Here is a 13,428-nt window from a genome sequence, read left to right on the forward strand (position 1 = left end):
TTGCGTGTATATTTATTGTTATATGATGGTTTAAAACTATGATTTGGTTTACAATTTATCAAGGATTTATTAAAGTTTGTTGCTTGATTTTTATATTTAACATTTTCTGTATCTAAGGTTTATTTAAAAAACCATTATATTTGAAGTTCTAGAATTCTTCTATTTAAAATTAAATTTCAACAGTATGAAAAAGATAGTTACTTCCTTATTTATAGTTTCAGTAGTAGTATTTTCTTGTAAAAAAGAAGAAGAAGCACCAACACCAAAAGTTAGTGATGCCGTTTCTGTTTTTTCTGATTCTTTTTCTGGACCAATTGATACCGTTGCGACAACTGCTTCAACTGCTTCTGTTGCAACGACAACTCCAGCTGGAACTACTCCAGCTATGGCACAACCAGTTGCAACGGCTAAAGGCATGAATCCTGCTCACGGTCAGCCTGGACATCGTTGTGATATTGCTGTGGGTGCACCTTTAAATTCGCCTCCAGGAAAAGTAAATGCTACTAAGCCAGCTCCAATTACTAAAACGACTACCATTTCGTCCAATGCTGCACAACCAGGTGTTGTTACAAGCAATGGCGCAACTATAACAACTTCAAATAATAATGCTGGAGCTGCGACAGTTTCGCCTATTGTTACACCAGAAGGTATGAATCCGCCACATGGACAAGCAGGTCACGATTGTGCAGTGGCTGTTGGTGCGCCATTGCCTAAGAAATAACGTTTAGTTTTTCTTAGGTTATCGATACAATTTATATACAAACAAAAACCCCTATTTGATGTCGGGGTTTTTTGTTTTAGTTGGGAAGTATTATTTTTTTGGTAAACTTTTTATTCCCATGTTATATAGTGTAAAAGCAAGAATATCGACGCTTTCTTGAATTGAAGCAGCTACTGATTTTCCTGCGCCATGACCTGCATTAATGTCAATTCTAATTAGCGTTGGGTTGTTTCCGGCTTGTTTTTCTTGAAGTTCGGCAGCAAATTTGAAACTGTGTGCTGGAACAACTCTGTCGTCATGATCACCAGTTGTTACCATAGTTGCTGGATATTTTACATTTTTTTTCACATTGTGAACTGGTGAATATCCTTTTAAATAATCAAACATTTCTTTGTTGTCTTGTGCTGTTCCATAATCGTAAGCCCAACCTGCACCTGCCGTAAAAGTGTGGTAACGCAACATGTCCATAACACCAACCGCTGGAAGTGCTACTTTCATTAAATCTGGTCGTTGTGTCATGATTGCACCTACAAGCAAACCTCCATTTGAACCACCACGAACGGCTAAATAATCGGGAGAAGTGTATTTATTTGCAATAAGATATTCTGCAGCTGCAATGAAATCGTCAAAGACATTTTGTTTTTGAAGTTTGGTTCCTGCATCATGCCATTTTTTACCATATTCGCCACCGCCACGAATATTGGCCACAGCATAAACGCCACCATTTTCCATCCAAATTGCATTTGAAATACTAAAACTTGGTGTGATACTTACGTTGAAACCTCCATATCCATAAAGAATCGTTGGGTTTTTTCCGTTTAGTTTTAACCCTTTTTTATACGTAATAATCATGGGCACTTTTGTACCATCTTTTGAAGTATAGAAAATTTGTTCCGATTGATAGTCTTCCGAATCAAAGTCGATTTTTGGAGTTTGATATACTTTTGAAACACCTGAATCGGCTTCAAAAGAATAGGTTGAACCAGGCGTTATATAATTAGTAAATGAGTAGTAAAGTGTTTTTTCTTTTTTCTTACCACTAAAACCACCAGCAGTTCCAACTCCTGGAAGTTTGATTTCGCGTACCAGTTTTCCGTTGTAGTCAAATTGTTTTACAACTGAAACTGCATCTTTCATATAGTGAGCAAAGAAGTAACCGCCACCAGTTGAAGGAGAAAGAACGTTTTCTGTTTCAGGAATAAAATCTTTCCAATTTTGTGGCGAAGGATTGTTCGCATCAACAGTTACGATTTTACTGTTTGGAGCATTCCAATCGGTTTCAATAAACAATTTTGAACCTTCATTTTCAATGATATTGTTTGATGTTTCGAAATTGTCAATTATGGTAACAATTGAACCGTTTTCTTTAGTTAAATCTTTAATATATAATTCATTTCCATAGGTAGAATTTGCTGCAGTAATAATTAAATAACGATTGTCTTCTGTTACATAACCGCCAACATATCTTCTTTTTTGGTCATCGCCAAATATGACTTTGTCCTCTTTTTGACTGGTTCCAAGTTTGTGATAGTATAGTTTATGTTGGTCTGTTTTAGCGGAAAGTTCGCTTCCGTCAGGTTTGTCATAACTTGAATAATAAAATCCTTCGTTTCCTTTCCAAGAAACACCACTGAATTTAATATCTACTAAAGTAGGTTCCATAATTTCTTTGGTAACGGCATTCATTACAATTACAGAACGCCAATCGCTCCCACCTTCTGAAATAGAGTAGGCAACAATGTTTCCATCTTCAGAGAAGTTTACATCACCAAGAGAGGAAGTTCCGTCTTTAGAAAATGTATTTGGATCAAGAAAAACGGATTCGTTTCCTGCGGCGTCTTTTCTGTACAATACCGATTGATTTTGAAGTCCGTTATTTTTATAATAGTATGTAAAATTACCTTCTTTGAATGGAGCACTGATTTTTTCGTAGTTCCAAAGTTTTTCCAAACGCGATTTCAAAGCTTCTCTATAGGGAATTTTAGAAAGATAATTGTAAGTTACTTCGTTTTGTTGTTTTACCCATTTGCCAGTTTCCTCTGATCTATCATCTTCTAGCCAACGGTATGGATCGGCAACTTTAATATCAAAATAAGTGTCAGTTACATCACCTTTTTCGGTTTTTGGATAATTTATAGGATTTTGTGACATGGAAATAAATGAAGAAGTTAAAGTCAGTAATAGAATTGTTTTTTTCATTGTCTAGTTGTTAGAATAACAAAAATAAACAAATAAGTGTTAAGAAAATGTTGGATAGAAAAAGAAAGAATTAAAATAAAAAAGACCATCATTTCTGATAGTCTTAAATTAGTTGGGTGTAATTACCAAAAGTTGGTAAAAACAAATTCGATTATTTAAAAATAAAGTCAATTAGAATCAAGTTGTCAGACTGAGCTTGTCGAAGTCTTTTTAATAAAGCATTTCAACAAGCTCAATGTGACAGTTGTTGTAAAAAAAGCTGTATAAAATAATTGTACTCAAAAGGTTAATCTTAAGATTTTATTTTATGATAATTTTTTTTGAGGTGTTGTTTTTAAATTTCAACAAGTAAACTCCTTTAGTATAATTATTAAAATCAATTAGCGTAATGGGTTGATTGATTTGTATGTCTTTAATTTTTTTACCATTTAAGTCAAAAAGTTCGGCATTTGTATTCATTAAATCAGGTTTGGTTATACTGATGGTAATGATATCTGTACTTGGATTAGGATAGACATTAATTGTTCCAATATTCTCATCCCATTCATTAGTAGCAAGAGTTGTTGAGTATAAGTTACTTTCCCAAACACCTCTTCCATAGAATGAAACTCTCAAAACGCTATTGTCAGTTCCATCAAAATAGCCAAATAAATCTGAGATTTGAGCGATTAAAGGTAATCCGTTTGAAAAACTTTGCCAATCGGTCATAGTATTGTTTCTGTAATAAACTCCAAATGCTGTTGTTAAATAGAAACTTTCATTGGTTTTGTATGGGTCATGAATTAGGTTTAAAATATTTGCTAAAGAAAGAGAGCCAGAAATATCAGTCCAATTTACACCTTTGTTTGAAGAGCGATATACTTTACTTCCACAACTTAAATAAACAATGTTTGTATCGTTTTTGTTAACAACAATACTACAATAGTCATAAGTGCTCGATGGAGCAACCGAAACTTGATTAAAAGTTGAACCGTTTGAAGTATAGTAAACTTGGTTATTATCAAGAACTACATAAATTTCGCTATTGTTTATTGGAGAAATGGCTAGGCTTTTTATGTTACTTGAAAAAATTTTCACATTAGACCAAAAAGGATTTGGTGATAATAAATTAGTAGTTCTTTTTAGCGTATTTTGTTGACTTACAAAAGCCAGACTTGTATTTAATTCAGAGAAAATATAATTATTGTTGTTGTTTGGGTTTACTAAGTTGTATGAGTTTTCACCATCATTTAAAACTAAATCTCTTCTTTGTGCATTTTCATGGTAGTATGCTAAATTAGGGTTAGCTAAATCGAAAGAAGTTTTTGAACCCCAATCGCCACCACGATTACAATACCAAGAATTATTATTTAGATAAATTTCACCATTGTCTTGCGTTCCAATTGAGACAATGTTTCTTGACAATTTACTTTGTCCTAAATGATAAACTTCGGTAGCACTAAGACCATCAGAAGTAGGATTCCAATTATTTCCACCGTCAGTGCTTATAAAAATTCCACCATCATTTATATTAAAAAGTTTTGTATTGTCATATGGAGAAGAAATTATTTGGTGCATATCGGTATGGCATTTTTCCCACCAATTTGTTAGTTGTGACCAATTTGATCCTCCATCAGTACTTTTCCAAACGACATGTCCGCAAGCATAAAGTATATTGGCATTGGTTCTATCGGCAAATAATGCCCAGTTATAATTTCCTTGTCCATATTCTTCACCCGAATATCCGTTTAAATTTGGTTGAACATCGCCTTTTTTTAGAGTAAAAGTATTTCCTCCATCAATTGACTGATAAATAATTCCGCCAAGACCGCTATCACTATTGCTTCCAACAAATCCCACGTAAATAATGTTGTTGTTTGCAGCAGAAACTGCAATTCTTCCACCATTTCCTGGACTTGGATTAACACTACTAATTTGTGACCAAGAAGTTCCATTATCAGAACTTTTCCAAAGAACATTATCGGTCACTGCAAAAAGAACACTAGAAGAACCTGATTTATAGACCAAATCTTTAAATGCGCCACCAACCAATGTGTTTGACCAAGTTAATCCAGCATTTACACTTTTCCAAATTCCATCGACAGTTGCGGCAATTAAAATATTATGATTTGTTGGAGACATTAAGATTTCAATAGCCATTCTATCACCAATATTTGTATTTGAAGGCGACCACGTGTTACCTCCATCCGTGCTTTTATAGATTCCATAACCTCCACCATAATAATTTGCATCACCTGTTGACAAATAAAGAATATTATCATTTGTATAATCAATGCAAATAGAGGCACAACTACCTTGAGGAATTTGATTATCAGTTTCTGTTTTATTCCAATTTAATCCTGCATCATTACTAATCCAAAGTCCTCCAGAGGCACTTACTGCATACATTTTTAGTGGATTTGAATGATGAAATTTAACCTGACTCACTCGACCAATTCCATGTATTTGACCTGAAATATTTGTTGGAAAAGCAATTGGTCCTTTTATTGTCCAATTTCCACTAAGGTTTTGAGCCAATGTACTAAAAGTGAAAAGCAGTAATATAAGAGATAATTTGTATGTATAATTTAAGTTCATCCGGAGTTTTTTTAATAAAACTAGTTTCTGTTGTTTTTTTCTTTTTCCCAAAGTTCCAATCGTTCTGCTTTATTTAAGATATGACCATCCTCTTTAACAAAAGGCAGCATTTTTCTTCTCCAATTTTGAAATTTTTTATACTCAAAGGCATATTGGAGTGTTCTTTTGCTTTTGTAATCTTTTACAATAGCTTTTTTTGATTTGAAAATTTCTTTTTCTTCTACTGGTTTTTCTTTATCTGCCCAATACTCGTCAAATTTTTTTATGGCTTCATGATAGTTTACATTTGGATCTTCCATCATTTTTATCCATTGTGGAGTTTCGTTTTGGGCATTTGAGAATTGGACAACCAAAAGAAATAGAAAAACGAGAAGAGTTTTAAAGTTATTTAAAAGTTGCATATTTTGGATTTAAATTCAATTAATGATGATCATCAAAGATACTAATTAATTTATTTCGATTAGTTTACGACGATGTAGTGTTGTATTTTTATTTTATAAAAAGTATAAAAACAAAAAAGACTATCATTTCTGATAGTCTTTTTAAAAAGCTCCCCCTCTTGGGCTCGAACCAAGGACCCTCTGATTAACAGTCAGAAATTGATTGAAGCATAAAACCTTAAACCTTTATTTGTAAGCTACAATTATTAAGTTTTATAAATTTTTATTGACTAATTATTGACGATATTATTTACTTTTTTTTCTAAACATATTTTCTTCTAAACCAAAGAAATAGTTAGGATTTCCTCCAAAAACTTTCGATATATTATGAATATGCTTAGTAGTGAAATGCGAGATTCCGTTTTTAATGTTGTTTACATTTTGTCTTTTTACTCCAATAGCTTCAGCAAAATCTTTTTCAAACTCTATAATTCCAAGTTGCATCAGACTATTCATAAAAAGAAAAACTTTTTCATCAACCTCTTTCATTACCAATCACTTTTTTTATTTCCGGTTACATATAATTTCAATCCTTCGTTTAAATCATTGAATAGATTTTCATAAGATGCTTGAACCGATTCACTCGACTTTGCTAACTCTCCATTTTTTTTGTAATATATTGACAGATCATTCAAATCAGGAGTGAATGAATTACCATTTGCGGTAATAACTAATTCAATCACATCAAATTTATATTTACCATCTTTGAAAGATACTTCAATAGTGTAAATAGCATCAGAACAGATAGAACTACCCATCGCTTTGTAACAATTAAAGTTTGACTTCAAACCTTGAAATCTTACTTTTTCATTTTCGATACTCATTTTGATAACTTCATCAGGATTCTTATAAGTTTCTTTTATCCAATTTACAGTCTTTGAATAAATTTCGCTTTGTTTTCCCGATACCTCAGTAACTACATAATCGGTGAAACCTTCTTTTTTAAAAGTGAATTTTGTTTCTTGAGCATAACTTAAAGTTGTGATCAAAATAAATAGTATTAATTTTTTCATCGTCTTTTTCTTTTTTGTTGAACTTCTACAATATTAAAAATCTGCTGTACATCTTTGATATGAATATCGTAATCTTTATAAAATGAATTTAAAGAACGCAATGTTAAAATTCCTTTATCAACATCGTGGTTAATTATTCTTTTTGCTACTATACCTAGTTCTTTGTGAACTATCACAAAATCCCATTTGTGTATATGCAATTTACTTTTCCAATAATCTTTACGCACATTTCTACACAAAAGTATAGAACCTTCAGAAATGCTTTCTTCACTATCACATTCCATGCTATCTCCTTTTACTTCAAAGCAAAGGTACTCTCCTTTATATTCTTTATCAAGAATGAAAGGTATTCTCGGCAATGTTTCCATGTACTCATTATCTGAAAATCCGTTAAGATATCCAGCGTAGGCGTATTGATTTACTAATGGTACATACATAATTGATGAGGTAAGACCATTAATGTGGTTTACTTCAATATTGTAATGACTTTTAGGGTCGTTTAACTGAGACTTTAATTTGTGCTCTTCTAATTTTTGTTGAAGAAGTATTTCTGTAGACTTAGGCATATTTCTATCTCCACTTTCCCATGATTGTACAGCTCTAAGTGATGCTCCAAGCGTTTCTCCAAACGTTGTTTGAGTCATTTTGAGTGTCTTTCTCGCTACTTTAATTTCTAATGAGTCCATATTTTGTGGGGCATTCAAAAATTTTTACGCACAAAGTGTAAAAAAGTGTGTAAATAATTTGCATATATGCACATTGTGTGTATATTTGCATATATATACGAACAAAACTACACAAACAAAATGAAAGTATCACAAATAATCGTAGAAAAACTGCTGAATGACAAGAATTTCAGATTAAATACAGCTTTGGCTTTAGGAGTTACTGAAAGAAATGTAATCAATCTAGCAAAATCAAATTCTGATAATCTCACTAAAATGGCAGCGGTTAATTTTTACAAATCTACAGGATTGAAAGACGATGAAATTTTTGTTTACGAGAAAGTCACTTATACATCAACTTCACATAATTAAATCATGAGACTGAACGACGAGCAAAAATTCAGAATAGGACAATTAATCTTAACCGTATTGATGTGGTTGGGAATTGGGTTAGCATTTTATTTTTTATATGAATACATAATGCTTTGTAAAAATGAGTAATTCAAAAATATTACAACGAATTGGTCAGCTTGAGACATTCGCTGAACTGATTTTAAAAGAAGCTACAATGCTGAAGCAGGAGTTGTCGGGTGTGGTGTCCGATAACTCCCCTCGAAAGAGGAAAAGCTTTTCCACCACAGAAGTACTGAGTAAAAGAGCAAAATCAAGATTAAAACAATAGAGCAATGGCAAAATTTATTACATACAATAGAATTACACTTACTTATACAATCGGTTCAAAAAAAGTAAAACCAAAGGAGTGGTGGTTTATGGCAAAATTTTTAATTATCAATAAACCTGGCTGTTTAGTTCAAGATGATAGAAACTGCCTTATGTATCAAAACTAAAAAAACCTCCCACGAGCATAGGAGGTTTTACAATCAAATTCAATAACGCACCGAGCATGTGCATAATTCAATAGAACATGGCAAATATAAAACAAAATTATCAAATCTTAGTGTGGTTTCGCTTTGTGATAGCTGGAGAACAAGAAAAAGACTTCGAGGTTCACGATATCGAAGCAGATTCAATTCAAGAAGCAGTTAACAATGCTTCTGATTTATACAAGAACCACAAAGCAATCCCTTTTCAATACTTATACAAAGGTGAAAGATACGCTCCCAATAATTTCACTAAAGAAGATTTATTCAACTTAACATCACCAATCTATGGTAACTAAAAAGTCAATCCAAAGATGTAAAGAGCTTGTAAATAACCCAGTGTTCCACAAGCCAATTGAAACAAAAGATTACTCAAAGCAAGGAGTAATAATTCTAGTAACTAAAATGAGTAGATATGGAAATAGTAGTGATTAAAATGTGTATCGCTTTGATAATAGGACTAGGTGTTTTATGTGGAGCATACAAGATATACGAGAAATTAAATAAATGGCATTAATAATTAATAACAATCAAATTTAGAAACAATGAGCTTAATTAAAAAACCGAGTGAGTTAAACATTCAAGGTAAAATCAAAGGACTAATTTATGGTCAACCAGGTATGGGAAAAACAACGATAGCGTTGTCAGCACCAAAACCTTTATTATTTGACTTCGACAAAGGAGTACACAGAGTGAACTTCGCTCACTTAGACGGAGTTGATACTGTTCAAGTTACATCTTATCAGGACTTCTTAGATGTAATCAACAACGAAAACCTTACGCCTTACGAAACTTTAGTAATCGATACAGGTGGTAAATGTTTGGATTTTATGTCTGAGTACATTATCAAAAACAATCCAAAAATGGGCAAAGGAAATGGAGCTTTGACTTTGCAAGGTTATGGAGAGAGAAAAGGACTTTTCTCATCATTAGTGAAAAGAATTTCATTAATGGACAAACACATCATTTTTGTAGCGCATAGAGATACAAAAACTGAGGGAGACGATACTCGTTATGTTCCACAATTTGGAGGTAGTTCTTATGATAGTCTAGTTACTGAACTTGACTTAGTTGGTTACTTAGAAGCTAACGGACGTGAGAGAACAATCACGTTTGATCCGACAAGCAGAAACGATGGAAAAAACACTTGTAATCTCCCATCGGTTATGAAAATACCTGTTATCGTTGATGAGAATGGAAATCCAACAGCTCCGAACAATTTCTTCAGTGAGCATGTAATCAAAGCTTATGCTAAAAGATTGGGAGCTTCCAAATTAGCAGGAGAGAAATACAACACTTTGATTGAAGAACTAAAACACGAAATCTTATTGATTACTGATGCAGATTCAGCTAACGACTTTGTTGGTAGAATAGAGGCATTTGAACACATTGGAAACTCTAAAGCTGTAGCTGGTCAGTTATTGGCAACTAAAGCTAAAGAACTAGGATTGTCATTCGACAAAGAAACTAAAGTTTATCAAGCACCAGTACAAAAAGATAACGCTAAACCATCACTAGTATAATGGAAACTACAAAATCATTAGTTCTAACAGCTGAAAATTTAGAACTTAAAATAGGAAAGAAATCATTAGGACAATTAACTACGAATGCCTTAGATATTAAGGCATTTGTAGAACAAATTTTACCTAACTATGATGTTGCAAACTACAACGAGAACAATATTGAATCAGCAAAAAAAGACAAAGCTTTGCTTAATGCTTCAGCCAAAGCTTTAAATGATGAGAGAATTAAAATTGAAAAGGAATGGATGATTCCATTTGATGAATTCAAAACTATTGTGAATGATACTTGCAAGCTTATCAAATCAGCTACAGACAAAATCGATGGAGTTGTAAAGGAAAGTGAGGCAAAGGAAAAAGCAACTAAGAGAGGTCAGATAGTTGACTACTTCGATGGATTGAATTTCACTTTAGTTCCTTTGGAAAAATTCTTTGATGAGAAGTGGTTAAACAAAACTTCTAAACTAAAAGATGTTCAACTTGAAATCAAATCGAAGTGTGCTAAGATTAGTGATGATATCATCACGATTGAAGCTATTGGAACTGATATTGATTTATTGAAAGCATTGTACTTGGACACGCTTAATCTGAATAACACTATTCAATATGCGAACACTTTAAAAGCTAATCGTGAGACAGCTCAAAAAGAAGCTGAGACTAGAAAAGAAGTTCCATCTCCAGTAAAAGAAGTTCCTGCAGAAGAAAATCCTTTCGCACCTGCTAGTACAGAACCTATTACAGAATCTACAACAAATACAGAAGCTAAAACCGAGTTACTAGTTAGAACGATGAAAGTAACAGGAACTTACGACCAGTTAGTTGCTCTAGGCAACTTTATGAATGATAACGGAATTTCATTTGAAAAATTAGAAAATGAATAGTTACAGATTTTCTCCAACATTACTTGACAAGTTCGAGGGCTACTTAAATAGCTCTCGGATTTACCAAGAATACTGGGGATTCTCAGAAGACCCAGCTAAAACAGAAGAGCAATTTGAACAGGAACAATTTCAAGGACTTATTGATACAATTAACCGAGTTCCGTTTCAAAGTGAAGCAGCTGACAAAGGAACTGCTTTCAATGAAGTAATCGACTGCATCATTGAGAATAGAAAGTCAGAAACTATGGAAATCAAAAGCTATCCTGAAACTAATACCGTCGCAGCATTTTATAATGGTCAATTCTTCAATTTTGATTTGGCAATTTGTGTTGAGTTTGGAAAGTATTTGAAAGGTTGTCTTACTCAGCAGTGGATTAATGGAATTCTTGAAACTACTAAAGGAAGAGTTCATTTTGTGGGTTGCATTGACCAGTTAGGACCATTCAGGATTTATGATACCAAAACCTTGAGTAAGTACTCAGCTTTCAAATTCAGATACAATTGGCAGCACATTGTTTACCCTTTTTGCTTACATCAAAATGGAATTATGATAAATGACTTTGAATATGTGATTACAGACTTTAAGAATACTTGGACTGAGTTGTATGTGTATGATTGGGAGAAAGATGTTCCAAGACTTCAAGAACATTGCGAGAGGTTTATCGAGTTCATAGAATTGAACAGGCATTTGATAATAGATACTAGGATTTTCAATCAATAATTAACCACCACTCGGACTGCAAAATAAAGCTAACAAGCACACTAAAATTGAAACCGCACATCCGAGTGGTTAAAAAAGAGCAAAAATGAATTCAGAAGAAATTAAAAAAACTAGAGGCGACTTAGATAATGTTTTGTATAAAATCCAAACATTAAAAGATAAGTTAGAAAAGCTTGAAGAAAATAAAGAGACAAAGTTACAAATGACTGTTGATTTAGGCTCTTTAAGGTTTGATGATATGTATTTACAAGAAAAGCCAATACGTGAATTTTTAGTCTATCAAATAAAATTAAGCTTACAAAAAAGCATAAAATTTCACGAATCAAGGCTTAGACAAATCACTTTAAAATTATGATTAACGAAATAGCAACCTCAGAGCAAATAGTCGCAGAACTTAAAATCATTCAATCGGTTATCGATGTTGAAATGAATGAGGATATTCAGGAAGCAATCGACAGAGGAAACTATTGCTCAGCTCAATTAGCTAGAACAGGAAAGCTCCTAGCAGATGCAAAGATTATTCGAGATAGAAAATTGAGTTCTGAAGTAGTTACCAACTTAAAAAAGGTCGTAGCACTTCCAGCTAGTACGGCTAATAAATATGTTGACGCTCTTTGTTTCGAGGAGAACTATTTGGTCAACTGGTGTGAGAGAGTGAACAGAAGTTGCACACATCAACTCGATTGGTGCAGAACATTAATCAGTAAAGCAAAAGCAGAAATGACCGCATTTAGCGGATAACATAATTAAATAATAATTTAAAAATAAAGCAAAATGAAAATCTCAGGAAATTTAACAATCACAAAAGAAAATCAAGAAAACTACAAAGATGTAATTGAAGTATCAGGTTATGTCGATGTTCAAGAAGGTGCAACTTTTACTGCTCCTGTATTAGCAAAATCAGGTTCTGTCTATGTTCGTCAAGGTGCAACTTTTACTGCTCCTGTATTAGCCGAAGTATCAGGTTATGTCTATGTTCGTCAAGGTGCAACTTTTACTGCTCCTGTATTAGCCGAAGTATCAGGTTATGTCGATGTTCAAGAAGGTGCAACTTTTACTGCTCCTGTATTAGCAAAATCAGGTTATGTCTATGTTCGTCAAGGTGCAACTTTTACTGCTCCTGTATTAGCTGAAGTGTTTAAAAAAATAGGTTATCAATTTACAGATGAAACATTTCCAAAAGGCACTTATTTAAATTTAACTATAAAAGAAGTTGATTATTTAAAAAGATTAAAACCTCTTTTAAAGTCTAACAAACTAGTTATGTCAAGATGGCATGAAAATGAAAACTGGAAAAATCAAACATATGATGAAGTTATAGGATGTGGAACAACTCATTGTGTAGCTGGATGGATTCAAATTTTTGAAAAGGACAAGTACAATGAAATTAGTGCTGAAGAATGTGGAATAAAATGCGCTCCAAATTTAGCTCATTTATTTTATAAATCTGAAGAGGATGTTGAACTAGTAATCGACACATTGATTAAATAATTAAACCTTAATAAAAATGAAATTAAGAAAATCTTATCCAAAAACTATTGAAATAGTTCAACAAAATTTCAAGGTTTTATTACCTGAAATTAAATCAACTTATATAGATGTTGATGACCATTTAGGAGCTATATCTATTCATTTAGAATCAGAAGAAAAAGTTCAACAATTAGAAAAATTGATTTTAAAAGCTCCTGAAATGTTACAAGCATTGCTTGATGTTAAAGAATGGTTTGAAGAAATGGATAGAAGTAGCGACAGAACCCATTTAAGGTATATAACAGCATTAATAAATGAAGTAACAGAAATATAAATTAAA

The 13,428-nt window shown here is 32.7% G+C and carries 18 protein-coding genes; 12 read left to right on the forward strand and 6 right to left on the reverse strand.

The genetic code is table 11. The features are described from left to right. Window positions 1–184: 184 nt before the first annotated feature. Window positions 185–721 carry a hypothetical protein gene (locus tag Q0049_RS07070; protein ID WP_298118034.1) on the forward strand — a complete coding sequence of 179 codons (537 nt, stop codon included), beginning with the start codon at window positions 185–187 and terminating at the stop codon, window positions 719–721. Between the two features lie 90 nt (window positions 722–811). Here Q0049_RS07070 and Q0049_RS07075 read toward each other — a convergent pair whose 3' ends face one another. From Q0049_RS07075 to Q0049_RS07100, 6 genes are all read right to left on the reverse strand, one after another. Next, entirely contained in the window at window positions 812–2,920 is a 2,109-nt protein-coding gene (locus Q0049_RS07075; RefSeq protein WP_298118036.1) for a prolyl oligopeptidase family serine peptidase, read from the reverse strand. 300 nt (window positions 2,921–3,220) lie between these two features. Further along, a complete protein-coding gene (locus Q0049_RS07080) occupies window positions 3,221–5,497 on the reverse strand; it encodes a T9SS type A sorting domain-containing protein (protein WP_298118037.1) in 2,277 nt (758 codons plus the stop codon). A gap of 20 nt (window positions 5,498–5,517) precedes the next feature. Beyond that, window positions 5,518–5,898 (reverse strand): hypothetical protein, encoded by a 381-nt coding sequence (locus Q0049_RS07085; RefSeq protein WP_298118039.1) that lies wholly within the window; start codon window positions 5,896–5,898, stop codon window positions 5,518–5,520. A gap of 285 nt (window positions 5,899–6,183) precedes the next feature. Continuing rightward, complete coding sequence (locus Q0049_RS07090) at window positions 6,184–6,426, reverse strand: helix-turn-helix transcriptional regulator (protein ID WP_298118041.1); 243 nt, start codon at window positions 6,424–6,426, stop codon at window positions 6,184–6,186. Then, the gene (locus Q0049_RS07095) at window positions 6,426–6,950 is read right to left on the reverse strand and encodes a DUF4468 domain-containing protein (protein WP_298118043.1); all 525 of its coding nucleotides are present in this window, start codon (window positions 6,948–6,950) and stop codon (window positions 6,426–6,428) included. The genes Q0049_RS07090 and Q0049_RS07095 overlap by 1 nt, the downstream gene beginning before the upstream one ends. Then, complete coding sequence (locus Q0049_RS07100) at window positions 6,947–7,594, reverse strand: LexA family transcriptional regulator (RefSeq protein WP_298118045.1); 648 nt, start codon at window positions 7,592–7,594, stop codon at window positions 6,947–6,949. The genes Q0049_RS07095 and Q0049_RS07100 overlap by 4 nt, the downstream gene beginning before the upstream one ends. A gap of 162 nt (window positions 7,595–7,756) precedes the next feature. Here Q0049_RS07100 and Q0049_RS07105 point away from each other — a divergent pair, with 162 nt between their 5' ends. The 11 genes from Q0049_RS07105 to Q0049_RS07155 all read left to right on the forward strand — a co-directional run bounded on the left by Q0049_RS07105 (window position 7,757) and on the right by Q0049_RS07155 (window position 13,422). Further along, entirely contained in the window at window positions 7,757–7,987 is a 231-nt protein-coding gene (locus Q0049_RS07105) for a hypothetical protein (RefSeq protein WP_298118047.1), read from the forward strand. Window positions 7,988–7,990: 3 nt separating this feature from the next. Continuing rightward, window positions 7,991–8,116: a hypothetical protein gene (locus tag Q0049_RS07110; protein WP_298118049.1), complete on the forward strand. Its 126-nt coding sequence runs from the start codon at window positions 7,991–7,993 to the stop codon at window positions 8,114–8,116. Window positions 8,117–8,301: 185 nt separating this feature from the next. Further along, window positions 8,302–8,463, forward strand: a complete 162-nt coding sequence (locus Q0049_RS07115; RefSeq protein ID WP_298118051.1) for a hypothetical protein — start codon at window positions 8,302–8,304, stop codon at window positions 8,461–8,463. 110 nt (window positions 8,464–8,573) lie between these two features. Then, the gene (locus Q0049_RS07120; RefSeq protein ID WP_298118053.1) at window positions 8,574–8,795 is read left to right on the forward strand and encodes a hypothetical protein; all 222 of its coding nucleotides are present in this window, start codon (window positions 8,574–8,576) and stop codon (window positions 8,793–8,795) included. 246 nt (window positions 8,796–9,041) lie between these two features. Further along, window positions 9,042–10,019, forward strand: a complete 978-nt coding sequence (locus Q0049_RS07125; protein WP_298118055.1) for an ATP-binding protein — start codon at window positions 9,042–9,044, stop codon at window positions 10,017–10,019. Then, window positions 10,019–10,897: a DUF1351 domain-containing protein gene (locus Q0049_RS07130; protein WP_298118057.1), complete on the forward strand. Its 879-nt coding sequence runs from the start codon at window positions 10,019–10,021 to the stop codon at window positions 10,895–10,897. Before Q0049_RS07125 ends, Q0049_RS07130 begins: the two co-directional genes overlap by 1 nt. Then, window positions 10,890–11,618, forward strand: coding sequence for a hypothetical protein (locus Q0049_RS07135; RefSeq protein WP_298118059.1), 729 nt, complete (start codon window positions 10,890–10,892; stop codon window positions 11,616–11,618). The genes Q0049_RS07130 and Q0049_RS07135 overlap by 8 nt, the downstream gene beginning before the upstream one ends. 85 nt (window positions 11,619–11,703) lie before the next feature. Beyond that, window positions 11,704–11,973 carry a hypothetical protein gene (locus Q0049_RS07140; protein ID WP_298118061.1) on the forward strand — a complete coding sequence of 90 codons (270 nt, stop codon included), beginning with the start codon at window positions 11,704–11,706 and terminating at the stop codon, window positions 11,971–11,973. Further along, entirely contained in the window at window positions 11,970–12,359 is a 390-nt protein-coding gene (locus Q0049_RS07145) for a hypothetical protein (protein ID WP_298118065.1), read from the forward strand. Before Q0049_RS07140 ends, Q0049_RS07145 begins: the two co-directional genes overlap by 4 nt. A gap of 33 nt (window positions 12,360–12,392) precedes the next feature. Continuing rightward, window positions 12,393–13,109, forward strand: coding sequence for a hypothetical protein (locus Q0049_RS07150; protein WP_298118067.1), 717 nt, complete (start codon window positions 12,393–12,395; stop codon window positions 13,107–13,109). A gap of 16 nt (window positions 13,110–13,125) precedes the next feature. Further along, window positions 13,126–13,422 (forward strand): hypothetical protein, encoded by a 297-nt coding sequence (locus Q0049_RS07155; RefSeq protein WP_298118069.1) that lies wholly within the window; start codon window positions 13,126–13,128, stop codon window positions 13,420–13,422. The last annotated feature ends 6 nt before the right edge of the window (window positions 13,423–13,428 follow it).

Source organism: Flavobacterium sp. (genome assembly GCF_027484205.1).
In the GTDB taxonomy this organism is placed as follows: domain Bacteria; phylum Bacteroidota; class Bacteroidia; order Flavobacteriales; family Flavobacteriaceae; genus Flavobacterium.

Excerpts from the sequence above, each read along its gene's own strand:
- Q0049_RS07075 (WP_298118036.1), bottom strand. The coding sequence starts at position 2,920 with ATGAAAAAAACAATTCTATTACTGACTTTAACTTCTTCATTTATTTCC.
- Q0049_RS07155 (WP_298118069.1), top strand. The coding sequence starts at position 13,126 with ATGAAATTAAGAAAATCTTATCCAAAAACTATTGAAATAGTTCAACAA.
- Q0049_RS07130 (WP_298118057.1), top strand. The coding sequence starts at position 10,019 with ATGGAAACTACAAAATCATTAGTTCTAACAGCTGAAAATTTAGAACTT.
- Q0049_RS07150 (WP_298118067.1), top strand. The coding sequence starts at position 12,393 with ATGAAAATCTCAGGAAATTTAACAATCACAAAAGAAAATCAAGAAAAC.
- Q0049_RS07080 (WP_298118037.1), bottom strand. The coding sequence starts at position 5,497 with ATGAACTTAAATTATACATACAAATTATCTCTTATATTACTGCTTTTC.
- Q0049_RS07110 (WP_298118049.1), top strand. The coding sequence starts at position 7,991 with ATGAGACTGAACGACGAGCAAAAATTCAGAATAGGACAATTAATCTTA.
- Q0049_RS07115 (WP_298118051.1), top strand. The coding sequence starts at position 8,302 with ATGGCAAAATTTATTACATACAATAGAATTACACTTACTTATACAATC.
- Q0049_RS07135 (WP_298118059.1), top strand. The coding sequence starts at position 10,890 with ATGAATAGTTACAGATTTTCTCCAACATTACTTGACAAGTTCGAGGGC.
- Q0049_RS07145 (WP_298118065.1), top strand. The coding sequence starts at position 11,970 with ATGATTAACGAAATAGCAACCTCAGAGCAAATAGTCGCAGAACTTAAA.
- Q0049_RS07140 (WP_298118061.1), top strand. The coding sequence starts at position 11,704 with ATGAATTCAGAAGAAATTAAAAAAACTAGAGGCGACTTAGATAATGTT.
- Q0049_RS07105 (WP_298118047.1), top strand. The coding sequence starts at position 7,757 with ATGAAAGTATCACAAATAATCGTAGAAAAACTGCTGAATGACAAGAAT.
- Q0049_RS07090 (WP_298118041.1), bottom strand. The coding sequence starts at position 6,426 with ATGAAAGAGGTTGATGAAAAAGTTTTTCTTTTTATGAATAGTCTGATG.
- Q0049_RS07095 (WP_298118043.1), bottom strand. The coding sequence starts at position 6,950 with ATGAAAAAATTAATACTATTTATTTTGATCACAACTTTAAGTTATGCT.
- Q0049_RS07100 (WP_298118045.1), bottom strand. The coding sequence starts at position 7,594 with ATGACTCAAACAACGTTTGGAGAAACGCTTGGAGCATCACTTAGAGCT.
- Q0049_RS07070 (WP_298118034.1), top strand. The coding sequence starts at position 185 with ATGAAAAAGATAGTTACTTCCTTATTTATAGTTTCAGTAGTAGTATTT.
- Q0049_RS07125 (WP_298118055.1), top strand. The coding sequence starts at position 9,042 with ATGAGCTTAATTAAAAAACCGAGTGAGTTAAACATTCAAGGTAAAATC.
- Q0049_RS07085 (WP_298118039.1), bottom strand. The coding sequence starts at position 5,898 with ATGCAACTTTTAAATAACTTTAAAACTCTTCTCGTTTTTCTATTTCTT.